Annotated in this window: 20 protein-coding genes; 4 read left to right on the top strand and 16 right to left on the bottom strand. The window is 74.5% G+C overall.

The features are described 5' to 3' along the window. Positions 1 to 12: 12 nt before the first annotated feature. Entirely contained in the window at positions 13 to 708 is a 696-nt protein-coding gene (gene hemQ, locus AC0GKK_RS04880; protein ID WP_489883256.1) for a hydrogen peroxide-dependent heme synthase, read from the top strand. A 31-nt stretch (positions 709 to 739) separates the two neighbouring features. Here the strand turns inward: hemQ and msrB are convergent, their stop codons facing one another. Continuing rightward, entirely contained in the window at positions 740 to 1,192 is a 453-nt protein-coding gene (gene msrB, locus AC0GKK_RS04875; RefSeq protein WP_083474690.1) for a peptide-methionine (R)-S-oxide reductase MsrB, read from the bottom strand. 42 nt (positions 1,193 to 1,234) lie between these two features. Beyond that, a complete protein-coding gene (locus AC0GKK_RS04870; RefSeq protein WP_489883255.1) occupies positions 1,235 to 1,516 on the bottom strand; it encodes a hypothetical protein in 282 nt (93 codons plus the stop codon). Between the two features lie 56 nt (positions 1,517 to 1,572). Here AC0GKK_RS04870 and ligD (AC0GKK_RS04865) point away from each other — a divergent pair, with 56 nt between their 5' ends. Beyond that, positions 1,573 to 2,580 (top strand): non-homologous end-joining DNA ligase, encoded by a 1,008-nt coding sequence (ligD, locus tag AC0GKK_RS04865; RefSeq protein ID WP_489883986.1) that lies wholly within the window; start codon positions 1,573 to 1,575, stop codon positions 2,578 to 2,580. A gap of 6 nt (positions 2,581 to 2,586) precedes the next feature. Here the strand turns inward: ligD (AC0GKK_RS04865) and AC0GKK_RS04860 are convergent, their stop codons facing one another. The 3 genes from AC0GKK_RS04860 to AC0GKK_RS04850 are packed head-to-tail and all read right to left on the bottom strand — an operon-like array spanning position 2,587 to position 5,046. After that, positions 2,587 to 3,261: a response regulator gene (locus AC0GKK_RS04860; RefSeq protein WP_489883254.1), complete on the bottom strand. Its 675-nt coding sequence runs from the start codon at positions 3,259 to 3,261 to the stop codon at positions 2,587 to 2,589. Next, positions 3,258 to 4,439: a sensor histidine kinase gene (locus AC0GKK_RS04855; RefSeq protein ID WP_405417844.1), complete on the bottom strand. Its 1,182-nt coding sequence runs from the start codon at positions 4,437 to 4,439 to the stop codon at positions 3,258 to 3,260. Before AC0GKK_RS04855 ends, AC0GKK_RS04860 begins: the two co-directional genes overlap by 4 nt. Before the next feature lie 7 nt (positions 4,440 to 4,446). After that, on the bottom strand, positions 4,447 to 5,046 hold the full coding sequence (locus tag AC0GKK_RS04850) for a hypothetical protein (protein ID WP_489883253.1): 600 nt from the start codon (positions 5,044 to 5,046) through the stop codon (positions 4,447 to 4,449). Between the two features lie 189 nt (positions 5,047 to 5,235). On the opposite strand from AC0GKK_RS04850, the gene AC0GKK_RS04845 reads away from it, so the two are divergent. Together AC0GKK_RS04845 and AC0GKK_RS04840 are read left to right on the top strand one after the other, a co-directional pair. Beyond that, on the top strand, positions 5,236 to 6,051 hold the full coding sequence (locus AC0GKK_RS04845; protein ID WP_489883252.1) for a hypothetical protein: 816 nt from the start codon (positions 5,236 to 5,238) through the stop codon (positions 6,049 to 6,051). A 71-nt stretch (positions 6,052 to 6,122) separates the two neighbouring features. Then, a complete protein-coding gene (locus AC0GKK_RS04840; protein ID WP_226356320.1) occupies positions 6,123 to 6,317 on the top strand; it encodes a hypothetical protein in 195 nt (64 codons plus the stop codon). A 57-nt stretch (positions 6,318 to 6,374) separates the two neighbouring features. Here the strand turns inward: AC0GKK_RS04840 and ligD (AC0GKK_RS04835) are convergent, their stop codons facing one another. The 11 genes from ligD (AC0GKK_RS04835) to AC0GKK_RS04785 all read right to left on the bottom strand — a co-directional run bounded on the left by ligD (AC0GKK_RS04835) (position 6,375) and on the right by AC0GKK_RS04785 (position 16,142). Beyond that, positions 6,375 to 7,337 carry a non-homologous end-joining DNA ligase LigD gene (gene ligD / locus AC0GKK_RS04835; RefSeq protein WP_489883251.1) on the bottom strand — a complete coding sequence of 321 codons (963 nt, stop codon included), beginning with the start codon at positions 7,335 to 7,337 and terminating at the stop codon, positions 6,375 to 6,377. A 3-nt stretch (positions 7,338 to 7,340) separates the two neighbouring features. Next, a complete protein-coding gene (locus tag AC0GKK_RS04830; RefSeq protein WP_251786147.1) occupies positions 7,341 to 8,315 on the bottom strand; it encodes a glycine betaine ABC transporter substrate-binding protein in 975 nt (324 codons plus the stop codon). Between the two features lie 159 nt (positions 8,316 to 8,474). After that, entirely contained in the window at positions 8,475 to 9,446 is a 972-nt protein-coding gene (locus AC0GKK_RS04825) for a glycine betaine ABC transporter substrate-binding protein (protein WP_489883250.1), read from the bottom strand. A gap of 55 nt (positions 9,447 to 9,501) precedes the next feature. Then, on the bottom strand, positions 9,502 to 10,308 hold the full coding sequence (locus tag AC0GKK_RS04820; RefSeq protein WP_346107135.1) for an ABC transporter permease: 807 nt from the start codon (positions 10,306 to 10,308) through the stop codon (positions 9,502 to 9,504). Beyond that, positions 10,305 to 11,378: an ABC transporter ATP-binding protein gene (locus AC0GKK_RS04815; protein ID WP_374231537.1), complete on the bottom strand. Its 1,074-nt coding sequence runs from the start codon at positions 11,376 to 11,378 to the stop codon at positions 10,305 to 10,307. The genes AC0GKK_RS04820 and AC0GKK_RS04815 overlap by 4 nt, the downstream gene beginning before the upstream one ends. After that, a complete protein-coding gene (locus AC0GKK_RS04810; protein ID WP_476654419.1) occupies positions 11,371 to 12,054 on the bottom strand; it encodes an ABC transporter permease in 684 nt (227 codons plus the stop codon). The genes AC0GKK_RS04815 and AC0GKK_RS04810 overlap by 8 nt, the downstream gene beginning before the upstream one ends. A gap of 409 nt (positions 12,055 to 12,463) precedes the next feature. Next, positions 12,464 to 12,664 (bottom strand): alpha/beta hydrolase, encoded by a 201-nt coding sequence (locus tag AC0GKK_RS04805; RefSeq protein WP_168172226.1) that lies wholly within the window; start codon positions 12,662 to 12,664, stop codon positions 12,464 to 12,466. Continuing rightward, positions 12,661 to 14,043, bottom strand: a complete 1,383-nt coding sequence (locus AC0GKK_RS04800; RefSeq protein WP_489883249.1) for an alpha/beta hydrolase — start codon at positions 14,041 to 14,043, stop codon at positions 12,661 to 12,663. Before AC0GKK_RS04800 ends, AC0GKK_RS04805 begins: the two co-directional genes overlap by 4 nt. 53 nt (positions 14,044 to 14,096) lie before the next feature. Next, complete coding sequence (locus tag AC0GKK_RS04795) at positions 14,097 to 14,849, bottom strand: 3-hydroxybutyrate dehydrogenase (RefSeq protein ID WP_178375173.1); 753 nt, start codon at positions 14,847 to 14,849, stop codon at positions 14,097 to 14,099. A 67-nt stretch (positions 14,850 to 14,916) separates the two neighbouring features. Beyond that, positions 14,917 to 15,594 carry an alkaline shock response membrane anchor protein AmaP gene (locus AC0GKK_RS04790; RefSeq protein WP_489883248.1) on the bottom strand — a complete coding sequence of 226 codons (678 nt, stop codon included), beginning with the start codon at positions 15,592 to 15,594 and terminating at the stop codon, positions 14,917 to 14,919. Beyond that, on the bottom strand, positions 15,594 to 16,142 hold the full coding sequence (locus AC0GKK_RS04785) for a DUF6286 domain-containing protein (RefSeq protein WP_489883247.1): 549 nt from the start codon (positions 16,140 to 16,142) through the stop codon (positions 15,594 to 15,596). The genes AC0GKK_RS04790 and AC0GKK_RS04785 overlap by 1 nt, the downstream gene beginning before the upstream one ends. Between the last annotated feature and the right edge of the window lie 14 nt (positions 16,143 to 16,156).

Raw genomic sequence — 16,156 nt, 5'->3', positions numbered from 1 at the left:
ACCATGCCGGACATGGCCCGCGTGGACGTCAAAGCGATCAACGACACCATCCGCTACACCATGTGGTCGGTCTTCCGGGCCGAGCCCGGCCGCCTCGGCGACGACCGCTCGGCCGCCGCCCGCGAGGCGACCGAGTACCTCGACTCGCTCGCCAACAAGGACGTCACCGTCCGCGGCGTCTACGACCTCGCCGGCGTGCGGCACGACGCCGACTACATGATCTGGTGGCACGCCTCGGAGATCGAGTCGCTGCAGGCCGCCTACTCCGACCTGCGCCGCACCACCGCGCTCGGCCGGGCGAGCGTGCCGGTCTGGAGCCAGACCGCGCTGCACCGCCCGGCGGAGTTCAACAAGAGCCACGTCCCGGCGTTCATGGCCGGTGAGGACCCGAAGCGCTACCTCTGCGTCTACCCGTTCGTGCGGTCCTACGAGTGGTACCTGCTGCCCGACGCCGAGCGTCGGACGATGCTCGCCGACCACGGCAAGGAGGCCCGGGACTACGCCGACGTGCGCGCCAACACCGTCCCGGCCTTCGCCCTCGGCGACTACGAGTGGATCCTCGCCTTCGAGGCCGACGAGCTGTACCGCATCGTCGACCTCATGCGGCACCTGCGCGGCACCGAGGCCCGCCGCCACGTGCGCGAGGAGATCCCGTTCTACACCGGCCCGCGGGTCGAGGTCGGCGACCTCGTCGCGTCCCTGCCCTGAGCGGCGGGTGGGGACCGCCGCCCGGCGGCCCCTACTCCGCGGCGGGCTCGAGGGTCAGCGACACCGAGTTGATGCAGTAGCGCAGGTCGGTGGGGGTGCCGTAGCCCTCCCCGGCGAACACGTGGCCCAGGTGGCCGTGGCAGGTCGCGCACAGCACCTCGGTGCGCGTCATGCCGAGGCTGGAGTCGGTGCGCTCGATGACGGCCTCACCCGCGAGCGGGGTGAAGAACGACGGCCACCCGCAGTGCGACTCGAACTTGGAGTCGCTGCGGAACAGCTCCGCCCCGCACGCCCGGCAGCGGTAGACGCCGGTGGTGGTCGTGTCGGTGTACTCACCGGTGAACGGGCGCTCGGTCCCGGCCTTGCGGAGCACCTGGTACTCCTCCGGGCTGAGCTGGGCCCGCCACTCGTCGTCGGTCTTCTGCACCGGCGCCGCCGGGAGCTCGGCGTCGGAGGTGGTGGTGTTGCGGCTGAACAGACCCATGCATCCACGGTAACCCGTTGATCGGTCGTGCGCCGCCGGTCGTCAGACCCAGGTGGCGAGGACGAACCCGGCCGCGTTCGCGATGACCCAGGCCGCGACGAGCAGCAGCAGCACCGTCACCCCGACGGCGGCGGCGCGCTGCGGCCCCCGGAGCCGGTTCGCCGACTCCGCGAAGTCCCCGACGCCGCGGATGTAGCCCTCCACCGAGCACGACGGCACCCGCTGCATGCGGTCCAGGTGCGCGGCGAACGCCCGCGCCTCCGGGTCGTCCGGGTCGAGGCCCAGCAGGTCGTCGTCGAACCGGGGGGACCGGTCGGAACTCATGGGCACACGATAGACGCCGGGGGTAGGTTCGCCGGGTGGCGAGCAGTGAGGTCGTGATGCTGCAGGTGGACGGGCCCGACGGGCCGCGTGAGGTCCGCCTGACCAGCCCGGACAAGGTCGTGTTCGGCGAGCTCGGCATCACCAAGCGCGAGGTGGTCGAGTACTACGTCGCGGTGGGGGAGCCCATGGCCGCCGCGCTGCGCGACCGCCCCACGAACCTGAAGCGGTTCAACTCCGGGGTGGACGGCGAGCCGTTCTTCGTCAAACGCGTCCCGAAGGGCGCGCCGGACTGGGTGCGGACCTGCACGGTGACCTTCCCCAGCGGCCGTACCGCCGAGTCGGTGTCGGTCACCGAGCCCGCGACGATCGTCTGGGCGGCGAACCTCAACACCCTCGACTTCCACCCGTGGCCGGTCCGCTGCCCCGACACCGAGCACCCCGACGAGCTGCGCATCGACCTCGACCCGCAGCCGGGCACCGACTTCGGCGACGCCGTCGTCGTCGCGCAGGCGCTGCGCGAGGTCCTCACCGAGGCCGGGCTGACCGGATGGGCCAAGACCTCCGGCGGGCGGGGCGTGCACGTCGCCTGCCCGATCCGGCCCGAGTGGGACTTCGTGCAGGTCCGGCACGCGGTCATCGCGCTCGCCCGCCGCGTCTGCCGGCGCATCCCGGAGCTCGCCACCGTCGACTGGTGGAAGGAGGAGCGCGGCGAGCGGGTGTTCCTCGACTACAACCAGGCCGCCCGCGACCGCACGATCGCCTCGGCCTGGTCGGTGCGCGGGCTGCCCGCCGCGACCGTCTCCATGCCGGTCACCTGGGACGACCTGCCCGAGGTCGACCCCGCCGGGTTCACCCTGCGCACCGTGCCCGGGCTGCTGGAGCGCCACGGGGACCCGCACGCCGGCGCGGGCGAGGACCGGGGGAGCTGCGCGACCGCGCTGGAGTGGTACGCCGAGGACGAGGCCGAACGGGGGCTGGGGGACCTGCCCTACCCGCCGGAGTACCCCAAGATGCCCGGCGAGCCGCCGCGGGTGCAGCCGAGCCGGGCGCGGAAGCAGGACTGAGCGTCGTCACCGCCGTGGGTCCACCAGCCCGCTGCGGAAGGCGAGGATCACCGCGTTCGTCCGGTTCCCCGTCCCGGTCTTCATGAGGATCCGGTTGACGTGGGTGCGGACGGTCGCGCCGGACAGCACGAGCCCCGCGGCGATCTCGTCGTTGGACCGTCCGTGCGCCATGAGGGCCAGCACCTCGCGCTCACGCGCGGTGAGCCGGGCCAGGAGCTGGGGCGGGTCGTCGCGGTCGGGGTCGGTGGCCACGAGCGCGGCGATCACCCGGCTCGCGACGGCCGGGTCCAGCCACGCGTCGCCCGCCGCGACCCGGCGCACCGCGGGGACCAGGTCCGCCGGGGCCGCGTGCTTGAGCAGGTAGCCGCTGGCACCCGCGCGCAGGGCGCCGTACACGGCGTCGTCGTCGTGGAAGGTGGTGAGCACCAGTACGCGGGTCAGCAGGTCCGGGTCGTCGGCCCGGTCCGCGGTGATCGCCCGCGTGGCGGCGGTCCCGTCGGCGCCCGGCATCCGCAGGTCCATCACGACGATGTCCGGGCGGTCGCGCCGCACCAGCTCGACCGCGGCGGCGCCGTCGGCGGCCTCACCGACCACGGCCAGGTCCGGGGCGCTGCGCAGGAGCATGCCCACACCGGTGCGGACGAGCGGGTCGTCGTCGGCGACGACCACGGTGACGGTCACCGCGCCCCCGCCCCGGAGCCGTCGAGCGGGAGCTCGGCACGCAGGACGAACCCGTCGCCGCCCGGGCCGGACTCGATGTGCCCGCCGACCAGCGCGGCCCGTTCGGCGAGCCCGCGCAGCCCGTGCCCGCCGACCGGCAGCCCGTGGTCCGGGCCGGCGATCCCCGGGGAGCTGCGCACGGTGATTCGCAGCCGTCCGGGCTCCCACAGCTCGTGCACCCGGACCAGTGCCCCGGCGCCGCCGTGCTTGATCGCGTTGGCGAGCCCCTCCTGCACGACCCGGAAGGCGGTCAGCTCCACGCTCGGGTCGGCCCGGCCCGGAGCGCCGTCGACGACGTGCTCGACGTCGAGCCCGGACGCGCGGGAGGTCTCCAGCAGGTGCGGCACGTCGGCCAGGCGCGGTGCGACGACGCCGTCCCCGGCCGGGTCCGGGCCGGGGGAGTGCGCGCGCAGCAGCCCCAGCATCCGGTGCATCTCGGTCATCGCCGTCACCCCGCTCGCCTCCACCGCCGCCAGCGCGGCGACCACCTCGGCCCGGGTCGGGTCGTCGTCGGGGCCCGCGGTCAGGCGGACCCGGGCCCCCGCGGTCTGCAGGACCATCGCGCTGACCGTGTGCGCCACGATGTCGTGCAGCTCCCGGGCCAGGTGCAGCCGCTCGGCCCGGACGGCGTCGGCGGCGTCGCGCTCGCGCAGCTGCTCCACCAGCCGTGTCCGCCGCTCGGCGAGGTGGGTGAGCCGCCCGACCGCCCAGACCGCGGCGAGGACGACGGCCCAGGCCAGGCACAGCGCGGCGAAGAAGCGCGACCCCACCCCACCGGCGGCGTTGGCGTTGCTCACCGCGAGCGGGACCGGGCTCGCCGCGAGCACCGCGAGCGAGTACCGGGCCGGCGCCCGGCAGGCGACGGCGTGCAGCGCCACGAGGAGCCCCGCGAACGGCGCGAACCCGGGCAGCACCAGCCCGGCCAGCGCCCAGCACCACTGGAGGGCGAACACCCGGTACGGGTACCGCCACCGGAGCAGCAGGGTCGCCAGTACGACCACCTCGACGAGCGGCACCACCCACGCCGGGAGCTCCCCGCCGCCGCGCAGCCTGCTGTCGCCGCCGTGTACGTAGAGGTCGGCCCCGACCGCCAGCCCGACGACCAGGATCTCGCCGACCGAGCGGCGCCGGGTGGTCATCGCGTCCCTACCGGCAGAAGATCCCGAGGAAGCTGCACAGGATCGACGGGGACTCCGGCGGCGGCCGACGCCCGCCCTCGCCGTCACCCGGGCCGGCCGGCGGCCCGGTGCCGACGCCCGTGCCGTCCTCCTCCGCGTCGCCGGAGTCCGGGACATTGCGACCGGGGGACGGGTCACCGGTCCCACCGGACCGCCCACCGGGACCCGGGTCGACCGTGGCACCCGGGTCGACGGCGGGGGCGGCCGGGCGGGTCACGGCGTCGTACGGGGTGAGCAGGTGCGCCGCGACCGCCTCCTCGCTGCCGAAGCCGTCCGTCCCGGCCCGCGACGACGGCGTCGCCAGCACCAGCCCGACGACCGGCTCGTCCGCCCCGGCCGGGGACCGACCGCTGACCTGCACCCCCGCGACGTCGATCACCTCGGTCCCGGCCGGGTCCCAGCCGCACACCGCGACCCGTACGGGTGCGGGGCCCTCGCCGTCCCGCAGCCGTCGCGACAGCGGTGGGTGGACGAGGACGGCGGTGGGCGTCACCAGGGTTCCGGTCCCGCCGAGCTGCGGGCGGCCGCCGGCGCCCGGCAGGAGGATCGCCACGAGTGAGTCGGTCATGTCGATCAGCCTCGCGGGCCCACCGACCGGTGTCATCAACTCTCTGCGGTACGTGCGGTCGAACCGTTGCGGCAGCGCCGGGATACGCCGCCGCGCCGATTCCGCGGGCGCCGCCGGTGCCCAGGATCGGACGGCACCGGGACACGGCGACACCGCCGGCGGAGCGCCCGGGGTGAGGGGACACCCACGATGACGACACCGACGACGACACCGACGACGACACCGACGACGACACCGACGACGACCACCGGCCGGCCGGCCGGGACCCGACGGCCCCGGGCGGCGCGCGGTGCCGTCCGTCGCCTCGGCGTGACCGCGGCGCTCGGTGCCGCGCTGCTCGCCGGCGGCGCCGGCACCGCGCTCGCCGCCCCGCCGACGACGCCCGCCCCGGCGGGTCCGGCGCCCGCCGCGCTGCCCTACGGCCCCTACACCTGCAAGAGCGGCTTCGTGTGGCGGGAGATCGGGCCGAGCGACCCGGTCTGCGTGAGCGTCGCCTCGCGCACCACCGCCCGCGCCGAGACCGCGGCGGGCCCCGCGAACCGCGCCGGGTCCGGACCGTACGGCCCGGACACCTGCAAGCCGGGCTTCGTGTGGCGGGAGGCCCAGCCCTCCGACCACGTCTGCGTGTCGTTCTCCGGCGCGGCCCGGGACCGGGTGCGGAGCGAGAACGGCAACGGCGTGCTCAACCTCGCCGACCCCGCCGGCGTCCCGTACGGACGGGTGTCGATCACCAACAGCCGTGACCAGCTGTCCTGCTACATGTACGGCAGCGGGCGGGCCACCCCCGGCGCCGAGCAGTGGTTCTGGAGCGTCGGGGTCCCCGGGTACGGCACGATCCGGGCGGGCGTCGCGCGGGCCGACGGCGCCGGGGTCGTCCCGTCGACCAAGCTGCGCGACGTCTACCGCAACGGCAACGGTCCACTGGGGATCCCGGTCGTCGTCGCCGACACCGCCACCGGGGTGGTGACCCGCGCCGGCACCACCAACTCCTACGGCAACTGCTGAGCCCACGCCCCGCCCGGCCCCCTCGTCCGACGGGGCCGGGCGGGGCACCCGGGGTGGCACAATCGTCTGCCATGTACGCGGTCCTCGACGACGGCCCCTACGCAGGCGAGCAGGTGCGCATCGACCCCGACGCCACCGGCCGTCCGCCGCGGACGATCGAGCTGTCCGACCCCGGCGGGGACCCGAGGGGCTACGTCCTGATCGGCCCGCACGCCGACGCCGACCGCTGGATCTACCGGCGCGCCCGCGGCGACGTCGACGAGTGATCACCGGTTGTGGAGCGCAGCGTCCGCGAGGCGGGCCGGATCCTCCACAACGGGTGATCACTCACCGCGTTCGCGGGCGCGCTTGCGGCGCTTCCCCTCGTGCATGGCCGCGACCCGCGGCACCGGGATCGCCCGGCCCTCGGTGAGCAGGACCTCCGGCAGCGGGGCCGGCGCGGGACGCAGCTCCGCCCAGGTCGGACGGCCCGCGAGCAGCCCGGCCACCGTGCCCACCGTGAAGTCGGCGGGCGTGACCCGGTCCAGCTCGTCCCAGGTGAGGGGGAACGACACCGGCAGGCCGGGGCGGGCGCGCGGGCTGTAGGGCGCGGCGAGGGTGGCCCCGCCCACGCGCGTCGGGTCGAGGAAGACCCGGCCGCCGCGGTCGTCCCGGATGAACGCGGTCGTCGCGACGTCGGGGGCCAGCGCCGCGGCGCGGGCGCACACCGCGCGGGTCGCGGCGAACGCGTCGTCGACCGGGAGCGGCTCCGACAGCGGGACCACCAGGTGCAGGCCGGTCGCGCCGCTGGTCTTCACCGCGGCGGCGAGGCCCAGCTCGGCCAGCGCCGCCCGGACCGGGTGCGCGGCGGCGACGACCCGGTCGAAGCCGGCGCCGTCGGGCGGGTCGAGGTCGACGACGAGCTCGCCGGTGGTCGTCGCACCGTGCGGCACGAGCGTCGGGTGGAACTCGACGGCGCGCTGGTTGCCGAACCACAGCAGCGTGCGGCGGTCGTGGCAGAGCGGGTAGTGCACGGTGCGCTGCGACGAGTCCGCCCACACGTCCACGGTGGGAATCCAGTCGGGCGCCCCGCGCGGGAGGTTCTTCTGCATGAACGGCGCCTGGCCGGGGCGGGCCCGCACCACCGACAGGGGCCGGTCGGCCAGCGCGGGGAGCAGCAGCGCGGCGACGGCGTCGAGGTGGTCGAGCAGGGCCCGTTTGGTGACGCCGGCGCCGTCGAAGGCCTCGGCGTCGAGACTGGTGAGCTCCACGCCGTCGCGGACCTCGTCGACCTGCCGGCGCGCCACGGCTCAGCTCCCGATGAACCCGCGCTCGGCCAGCCAGGCCCGCGCGACGTCACGGGGGCTCTGCCCGCCTGCGGAGACCCGGCCGTTGAGCTGCTGCATGGTCTGCTGGTCCAGGGCCGCGGTGATCGGGGCGAACAGGTCGGCGACCTGCGGGGCCCGGTCGAACACGTCGGCCCGGAAGACCGGGACCGCGCTGTAGGTGATGTGGTAGCCGCGGTCGTCGGTGAGGACCTTCAGGCCCAGCGCCGGGATGCGGCCGTCGGTGGCGGCGACCTCGCCGAACAGGCAGACGCCGTCGGCGGTGGACTGGAAGATCAGACCCTGTTCGAGGGTCTCGCGGCGGTCGCGGGGGAGCTCGAAGCCGTAGGCGCGCTGGAGCCCGGCGAGGCCGTCGGCGCGGGAGGCGTACTCGGTCTCGACGCAGACGTCGCCGGGCTGTCCGGAGCGGACGTAGGCGGCCATGTCGCTGATCGTGTTCAGGTTCAGCCGCGCCGCGGTCGCCCCGTCGACGACGAAGGAGTACGTGTTGTCGAACCCGGCGCGGTCCAGCCACACCACGCCGTTCTGCGCGCGGTCGCGGGTGCGCAGCTCGGCGAGGACCTGGTCGTCGGGGAGGGGACGGGTCTCGCGCAGGTACGACGCCCACGCCGTGCCGGTGTACTCCCAGTAGGTCGAGATGTCCCCGGACAGCAGCGCCTGCCGGGTCACGTCGGAGCCCCCGACGTTGCACCGGTCGGTCACCGACGCCCCGGCGGACTCCAGCGCCGCGATCGAGATCTGGCAGAGGATCTGCTGTTCGTCGAAGTTCTTCGACCCGACGACGTAGGTCCGGCCGGACAGGTCGACGCGCGGGGCGAGCGATCCGGCGGAGGCCCGCGGCCCGCCTCCGGCGAGCCCGGTGCAGCCGCCCGCCAGCAGCGCGACGGCGAGCAGGGCCGGGACCAGCGTCCGCAGCCTGCGGCCGGGGAAGGGACTCACGGGATCGTCCTGGTTCGCGGGGATGGGTGGTCCGGCCAGCCGACCACGTTCCGTCCGTCGGCGCAACGCCCACGCACACACGGTGATCGACCCGGAACACACCGCGTCCCCGCACCCGGTGGAGCCGGGGCGGGGACGCGGTGGGCGTACCGGGACACCTCAGCCGATGAAGCCCTTCTGGGTCAGCCACTCACGGGCGACGTCGCGCTCGTTCTGGCCGAAGGAGGACACCTTGCCGTTCAGGTCGAGGATGGTGTTGTAGTCCAGGGCCTGGGCGATCGGTGCCAGCACCTCCCGGACGGCGGGGTTGGCGTTGTAGACGTCGGCCCGGATGGTCGGCGCCGCGTTGTAGGTGACGTGGTACTTCTTGTCGTCGTCGAGGACCTTGAGCTTCAGGCCCGGGATGCGGCCGTCGGTGGTGAAGACCTCGCCGAACAGGCACTTGTTGTCGGCGGTCGCCTGGTAGATCACGCCGGTGGCGAGCACCTGCGGGTTCTGGGCGGTGAAGCCGTAGGTCTTCTCCAGGCCGCGCAGGCCGTCGTCACGCGAGTTGTACTCGGTCTCCACGCACACCGAGCCGGCCGGTGCCTTGCCCGACTTGATGTAGTCCGCCATCTGCGACAGCGTCGTGATGCCGAGCTCCTGCGACTTCGCCTCGGTCATGGCGAAGGCGTAGGTGTTGTTGAAGTTGGCCTTGTCCAGCCACTGGATCTGGTTCTGCTGCAGGTCCCGCTGGGCGACGAGGTCGTAGAGCTCGTTGTCGTCGGTGATCCGGCGGGTCTCCTTGAAGAAGGACGCCCAGGCGGTACCGGTGTACTCCCAGTAGATGTTGATGTCCCCGGCCAGCAGTGCCTGGCGGGTGACGTCGGTGCCACCGGTGTTGCAGCGGTCGGTGACGCTGCCGCCTGCCGACTCGAGGGCGGCGACGGTGATCTGGCAGAGCACCAGCTGCTCGTCGAAGTTCTTGCCGCCGACGACGTAGTTCTGTCCGCTCAGGTTGCCGGCCTGGGCCAGGGAGCCGCCCGAGGCCGAGGGGCCGCTGCCGCTCAGGCCGCCACAGCCCGCCAGGGCGAGCGCCGCCGCGGCGGCCATCGCCGTCAGGGCGAGACGCCGGGATCGTCCGAACTTCACGTGTCCTCCAGGGAATGCGGTACTGCGGGGATTCGGGGGCGAACGGGGGCCCGCGTCAGCCGGCGTTGCGGCGGACGGCGTACTCGGCGAGACCGGCGAGCCAGTCCACGATCAGGGCCAGCGCGGCGACGATGGTCGCCGCGACGAGGGTTCCGGTGGGGCGGCCGAGCTCGAGCATCCCCTTGATCGGCTCGCCGAGACCGCCGGCGCCGACGTAGGTGGCCAGGGCCGCGGTGCCGACGTTCAGGACGAGCGCGACGCGGACACCGGCGACCATGACCGGCGTCGCCAGCGGCAGCTCGACGCGCAGCAGCGTCTGCCGCGCCGACATCCCGATGCCGCGGGAGGCCTCGATCAGCGCCTTGTCGACCTGCTGCAGACCGACGACGGTGTTGGTGAGCACCGGCAGCAGCGCGGCCAGCGCGAGCGCGACGACGGCCGTCGGCAGGCCGAGACCGAGCGGGGAGAACGCGAGCAGCACGATCACACCGAACGCGGGCAGCGCCTGCATGAACCCGGTGAACGCCAGGATCGGACGCTGGATACGACGCGCGGACGGACGGCTGATCGCGATGCCGGCCGGGATCGCCACGATGATCACGACGAGGGTGGACAGCCCGGTCAGGATCAGGTGCTCGCCGAGCCGCTGCCCGAGCGAGGACGCGTTGATGACCGAGGCCTCGACGTCGTCGAGCCCCTGGGACGCGGCGTAGATCAGCACCAGCACCACGCCGGCGACGGCGATGAGCGGGTTGACGATGAGCGACCGGTCCAGCCGCCGCGTCCTGCGGACGACCGGCTCGGCCGAGGGCGACCCGGACGGCGCGGCCGCGCCGGTCTCCTCGGCGGCGGGGGCGCTCACGAACCGGCCTTGGTCTTGAGGCCCTCGACCAGGTCGCGCCACCAGAGCGCGCCCTGCAGCTTCTGCTGCTCGTCGACCACACCGACCAGCTCGGTCTGGGAGTCGAGCATGACGTCGACGGCGTCGTAGACGGTGCCGGTGCGCGGGACCGTCACCAGCTTCGGCAGGTCGGCGGTGCCCGGCAGGTACGCCCAGCGGACCGGGCGGCCCTCGGCGTCGGCCTCGTAGGTGGGGGAGCCGTTGCGGGCGGCGGTCCCGTCGAGGTCGACCGACTGCAGCTCCAGGCGGGACAGCTCCAGCAGCGACAGCCGTCGGACCGCGGCGCCGGCGCCGACGAACTCGGCGACGAAGTCGTTGGCCGGGTGGGTCAGGATCATGTCGGGCGTGTCGTACTGCTGCAGCGTGCCGCCGGGCCCGAACACCGCGATCCGGTCGCCGAGCTTGACCGCCTCGGTGAGGTCGTGGGTGACGAAGCAGATGGTCTTGGCGATCTGCTGCTGCAGCTCGAGGAACTCGTCCTGGATGCGCTCGCGGGTGATCGGGTCGATCGCGCCGAACGGCTCGTCCATCAGCATCACCGACGGGTCCGCGGCGAGCCCGCGGGCGACGCCGACGCGCTGCTGCTGGCCGCCGGAGAGCTGGCGGGGGTAGCGGTCGCGGTACATCTTCGGCTCGAGCCCGACCAGGTGGAGCAGCTCGTCGACCCGGGCGGTGATCCGGTTGCGGTCCCAGCCGAGGATCCGCGGGACGACGGCGATGTTGTCGCCGATCGTGAAGTGCGGGAACAGGCCGACCTGCTGGATGACGTAGCCGATGCGGCGGCGCAGCTCGTCGGCGTTGACGTCGGTGACGTCGTCGCCGTCGAGCAGGATGCGGCCGGTGGTGGGCTCGATGAGCCGGTTCATCATCTTCAGCGTGGTCGTCTTGCCGCAGCCGGACGGCCCGATGAACATCGAGATGGTGCCCTCGGGTACGTGCAGGTCGAGCTCCTGCACGGCCGGGGCGGTGGACTTCGGATAGGTCTTGCTGATGCCTTCGAGAGCGATCATCGGCTTGCCGGAATCAGACACGGATCCCCCTCGGGGTGGTGAAACGCTGCACGATCCAGAAGACGACCTCGTAGACCGCAGCCACGACGAGGCAGCCGAGCGTGGCCGCCAGAACCTGGTTGAACGAGTTGACCGATCCCAGCCGTTGCAGGCCGAGGAAGAGCGAGGAGCCGAAGCCCGGGCCGTTGATGGCGCCGGCGACGACCGCGATACCGATGATGATCAGGACGGCGACCCGGATGCCGGAGAGGATCACCGGCCAGGCCAGCGGCAGCTGGATGGTGAACATCCGCCGGACCGAGCCCATCCCCATCCCGCGGGCGGACTCGAGGACGGCGTCGTCCACCGAGGAGAGCCCGGCCACGACGTTACGCAGCACCGGGTAGATCGCGTAGATCGTCAGCGCCGTCAGCGACGGCGTGACGCCGAGCCCCAGGATCGGCTGCAGCAGACCGAACAGCGCCAGCGACGGGATCGTCAGTGCCGCGGAGAACACGATCAGCAACGCCTCGCGGGAGCCCGCCCGGACCGGCCGGCTCCACGAGTCGGGAGTCAGTCGATTGGTGTGCAGCAGGGTGCCCGCCACCAACGAGATCACGACCGCGATTCCGACCGAGATCGCGACCAGCAGGAAATGCTGCTGGCCGTAGAACATCAACTGGTTCAGCTGGGTGCCGACATAGGTGAAGAAATCCACCGTGCTCCTTCCGCCCGGGGTCCGTGCCCGCCGCTCGGGGCAGGAGCACGGTCCTTCCGCACCACTCGTCGTCGGGTCCGTTCGGCGTTACACCCACCCGAACGACGTGACCGGGAGTTCGCGTACGCCCACCGGTGTGGTGGGAACGACCTGCGGTCTCCCGCTCGCCGGACGGAGCCTAGCCGCCGAACGGGGCCCCGGTCAGCCGACGGGACCGTTCCGCGACGATGCCGTTGCCATTCCGGAAACGTTTCGTACGCCCGTTGTCGCAGGTGGGGATGGGCGACAACGGCGTTCCCGCAACCGCACCGGAAAAACGCGGATACGCAATCGTGACCTTCTGTGCCGGTTTCGTCGCATCCCGGCCATGGTCCGGACCCACCCAGGGTGAGCCGCCCGGAGCACGCGGTTACGGCGGGCAGACCACGGGCTGGGAGGGCGCCCGGCCGGTCAGCAGCGCCCGGTCGACCACGTCGGTGACGCACGGGGTGCGCGGGTAGGCCCCGGTCCCGCTGCCCTGCCAGCGCACCAGCCGCCCCGTCGCGAGCTGCTGGGCGGTCCGCTCGGCACCGCTCTGCGGCGACCGCGGGTCCTGCGCGGTCCCGATCACGACGACCGGGGCGGGGGAGCGCCCCGCGGCGCCGCCGGGGTGACCGGCCCGCCCGACGGCCACGGCCCGCAGGCCACGAGCTCCTGCGCCGCCGCGACCCCGAACAGCGGGAAGCGCTGCGCCCACTGCCCGGCCAGGTCCGCGGCCTCACCCGGGGTGACCCGCACCCGGCTGTCGTTGCAGCGGGTGGCCAGGGTGGCGTCGAAACGGCCCTGCGGACCCCCGAGCGGGGCGAGGATGCGGACCAGCCCCGCCGGGTCGCCGTCGCCGGCCGCGACCAGCGCGGACTGCAGCTCCGGCCAGCGCGCGGGCTGGGACATGACCGACCGGACCGCGCGCAGCGTCGCGCCCGCGGTGACCGCGTCGCCGTCGCCGACGGGCAGCGCGGTGCGGGACAGGCGGAACACGAGCTCGTCGAGGTAGCCGCGCGGGTCGGGACCCAGCGGGCAGGTCGGCGACGCGGTGCAGGCCCCGGCGAAGGCGTCGAAGGCCTTCTCCGCCGCCGCGGTCGTGGTCTCGGTCCGGGCCGGCTCGTCGAGAGTGGGGTCACCGGGTCCGTCGAGCACGACCCGCCCGACGGAGCCCGGGTGGGCGCCGATCCAGGCGGCCGCCGCGTCGGCACCGTCGCCGACGGCGAGCAGGTCCAGCCGGGCCGCGCCCAGCACGGACCGCAGCGACTCCAGGTCGTCGGCACCGCTCGCGGCGCGGTAGCTGGTCACCGTGCCCGACAGCAGCAGGTTGCAGTCCTGCACGACCTCGCGGGCCCGCTCCAGCAGCGCCGTCATGGCGGCCTCGTCGCGGCGGTCCGGCCCGGCGTCGAGCAGGGCGGCGCGGGCGTCGACCGGGGCGCAGTCGAGCAGGTCCTCCCCGGCGCCGCGGCGGTCCACGCCGATCACCTGGTAGCGGTCGAGGACGGCGGTGGGGAGCCGGGCGGCGAGGCTCACCGCCGCCCGTGCGGACCCGTCGGTGCCGGTGTCACCCAGCACGACCAGCGCCGGGCGCCCCTCCGCCGCGCCGGGCGTCGTGACCCGGGTCAGGCCGAGCCGGGCCGGTCCGAGCTCGGGACGGTCCCGGTCGGCGGGCACGGTCAGCCGGGCGCAGCCGACGGACAGCACGCGCCCCGCGGGCAGCGGGGTGCCCGCCGTGGTCAGCGCCGCGGCCGTGTCGGCGGTGCAGTCGGTGAACCCGGTGGTGCGGACCGGGTCGGAGTCGGGCAGCAGGTCCGGGTCGGCGGGCGGGCCCGCGGCCGACGTCGGGGGCGCGGCGGGCAGCTGTTCGCCCCGCACCGCCACCGGCGGCCGCTGCGACGGCCCGACCGCACACCCGGCGAGCAGCAGTACGGCGAGCAGCAGGACCCCGAGCACACTCCACCGCCGCACGAGCACCGATCATGCCCGTACCGGGGTGTGGCCGCGGTGAGCGCCCGCACCCCCTACCGGGCGGTCCAGCCGCCGTCCTGGGACAGCGACGTGCCGGTGATCGACGCCGACGCCGGCCCCCACAGCAGCGCGGCCAGCTCCGCGGTCTCGGCGGGCTCGATCAGCCGCTTCACCGCCACCGGGGTGAGCATGATCTTCGTGACGACCTCGTCCTCGGAGATCCCGTGCGTGCGGGCCTGGTCGGCGATCTGGGCCTCGACCAGCGGCGTGCGCACGTAGGCGGGGTTGATGCAGTTGCTGGTGACGCCGTGCTCGGCGCCCTCCAGCGCGGTGACCTTCGACAGGCCCTCCAGGCCGTGCTTGGCCGAGACGTAGGCGGACTTGTACGGCGAGGCCCGCAGGCCGTGCGCGGAGGAGATGTTCACGACCCGCCCCCAGCCACGGGCGTACATGTGCGGCAGCGACCGGCGGATCAGCCGGAACGGCGACTCCAGCATCAGGCGCAGGATGTTCGAGAACATCTCCGGGTCGAACTCCTCCAGCCGCGAGACGTGCTGGCGGCCGGCGTTGTTGACCAGGATGTCGACGTCGGTGGGCAGCTGCTCCACGGCGTCGAGGTCGGACAGGTCGCAGCCCAGCGGCGTGACCAGGTCGCTCTGGGCGGCCAGTGGGGCCACCCGGTCCTCGGCTAGGTCCACCGCGTACACCCTCGCCCCGTCGGCGACGAGCCTGCGGGCCACGGCGGCCCCGATCCCGCTGCCCGCCCCGGTGACGAGGGCCGTCCTGCCGTCCAGCACTGCGCTCATGCCGACGACCGTACGGTCGCCGACCGGTCCGGACCCTGTGAGCCGGGTCACGGACCCGGCCGGTGGGTCAGGAGACCCGCGGGCGGTCGTCGCGGCGGGCCGCGTCCAGCTCCAGGCGCACCGCGACGGGCAGGTCCGCCATCCCCAGCGCGTCGCGGATCCCGGGCAGGATCTCGGCGTCGAGGCGGCGGCAGATCTCGCTGACCTCCCCGTCGGCGACGTCCTCGCCGACCCACACGGTGGCGCGCACCGCGGGCGCGGAGGTGCTGCCGACCATCCGGGCGCGGGCCCGGGTCACCCCGGGCAGCGTGGCGGCCCCGTCGGCGACGGCGTCGGCCGCGGCGGAGGCGCCGATCCGGATCTCGGTGTCCGGGCCGCCGTCCAGGACCAGGTCCGGCCGGCTCTCCGGGCGCAGCGACCGCGCGGTCCACCAGACCCCGAGCAGCACCAGCACGAGACCGGCCAGGATCGCGACCAGGCGGGCGGCGGTGCCGTTGGCCAGCAGGAACTGCTCGACCACCGGGTCCAGCAGCGGGCGCTGCGGGCGGCCCCGCCCGAAGACCCCGGACACCAGCAGCACGGTGAGCACGCCGACGGCGAGCAGCGCCACGCCGAGCAGGACGAGCCCGCCGCGGGCGCCGCCCGCGGAGCGGTACTGGGCGCGCCGCGCGGTCCGGGCGGCGCGGCGCGGATTCGGGCCGGCGGTCCCCGGCGTGCTCCCCGTCGAGGTCACGGCGTCGGCCATCACTGCACTCCCTTCGAACCCGGCTGCTCCGGGGTGGCGCGCACGGTCAGGCGCGGGCGCCGCGCGAGGGGCAGCGCGTCGAGGACGCCGGAGGCGGCGCCGCGGGCCGCCTCACGCAGCGCGTCGGTGTCGCCGCGGCCGCGGGCGTTCACCACGACCGACCGGGCCGACGCGGTCACCGACGCCGCGGTGACCGGGTCCGCGGCCCGGACCCGGGTGCCGACCAGCCGGGCCAGCACCCGCGGCGCGGTGGCGACGGTGAGCCCGGGCGACGGCGCGTCGAGGGCGACGTCGTGGCGACGGGCGAGCAGCCCGACGAGCAGCAGCACGGCCCCGACGACGATCACCCCCACGGCGATCCAGAGCACCGGCTGGGCGGTCCACAGGGTGTTCTGGACGGTGGTGCGCCAGTCCCGCCAGGGGACGAGCAGCCCGGCGCCGGAGACCCGGCCGACCCAGGCGGCCACCACCTCGACGACGACGAGCGCGCCGATCGCGGCCACCGCCAGGCTCAGCAGCGGCGCGAGAACGCGGAGCAGGACACGCACGGGCCCGGCCTCCC

The sequence above is a fragment of the Pseudonocardia sp. P-1 genome (genome assembly GCF_058111925.1).
Note: the sequence above shows the minus strand (reverse complement) of the source record. Positions and strands in the feature narration are given on the sequence as shown.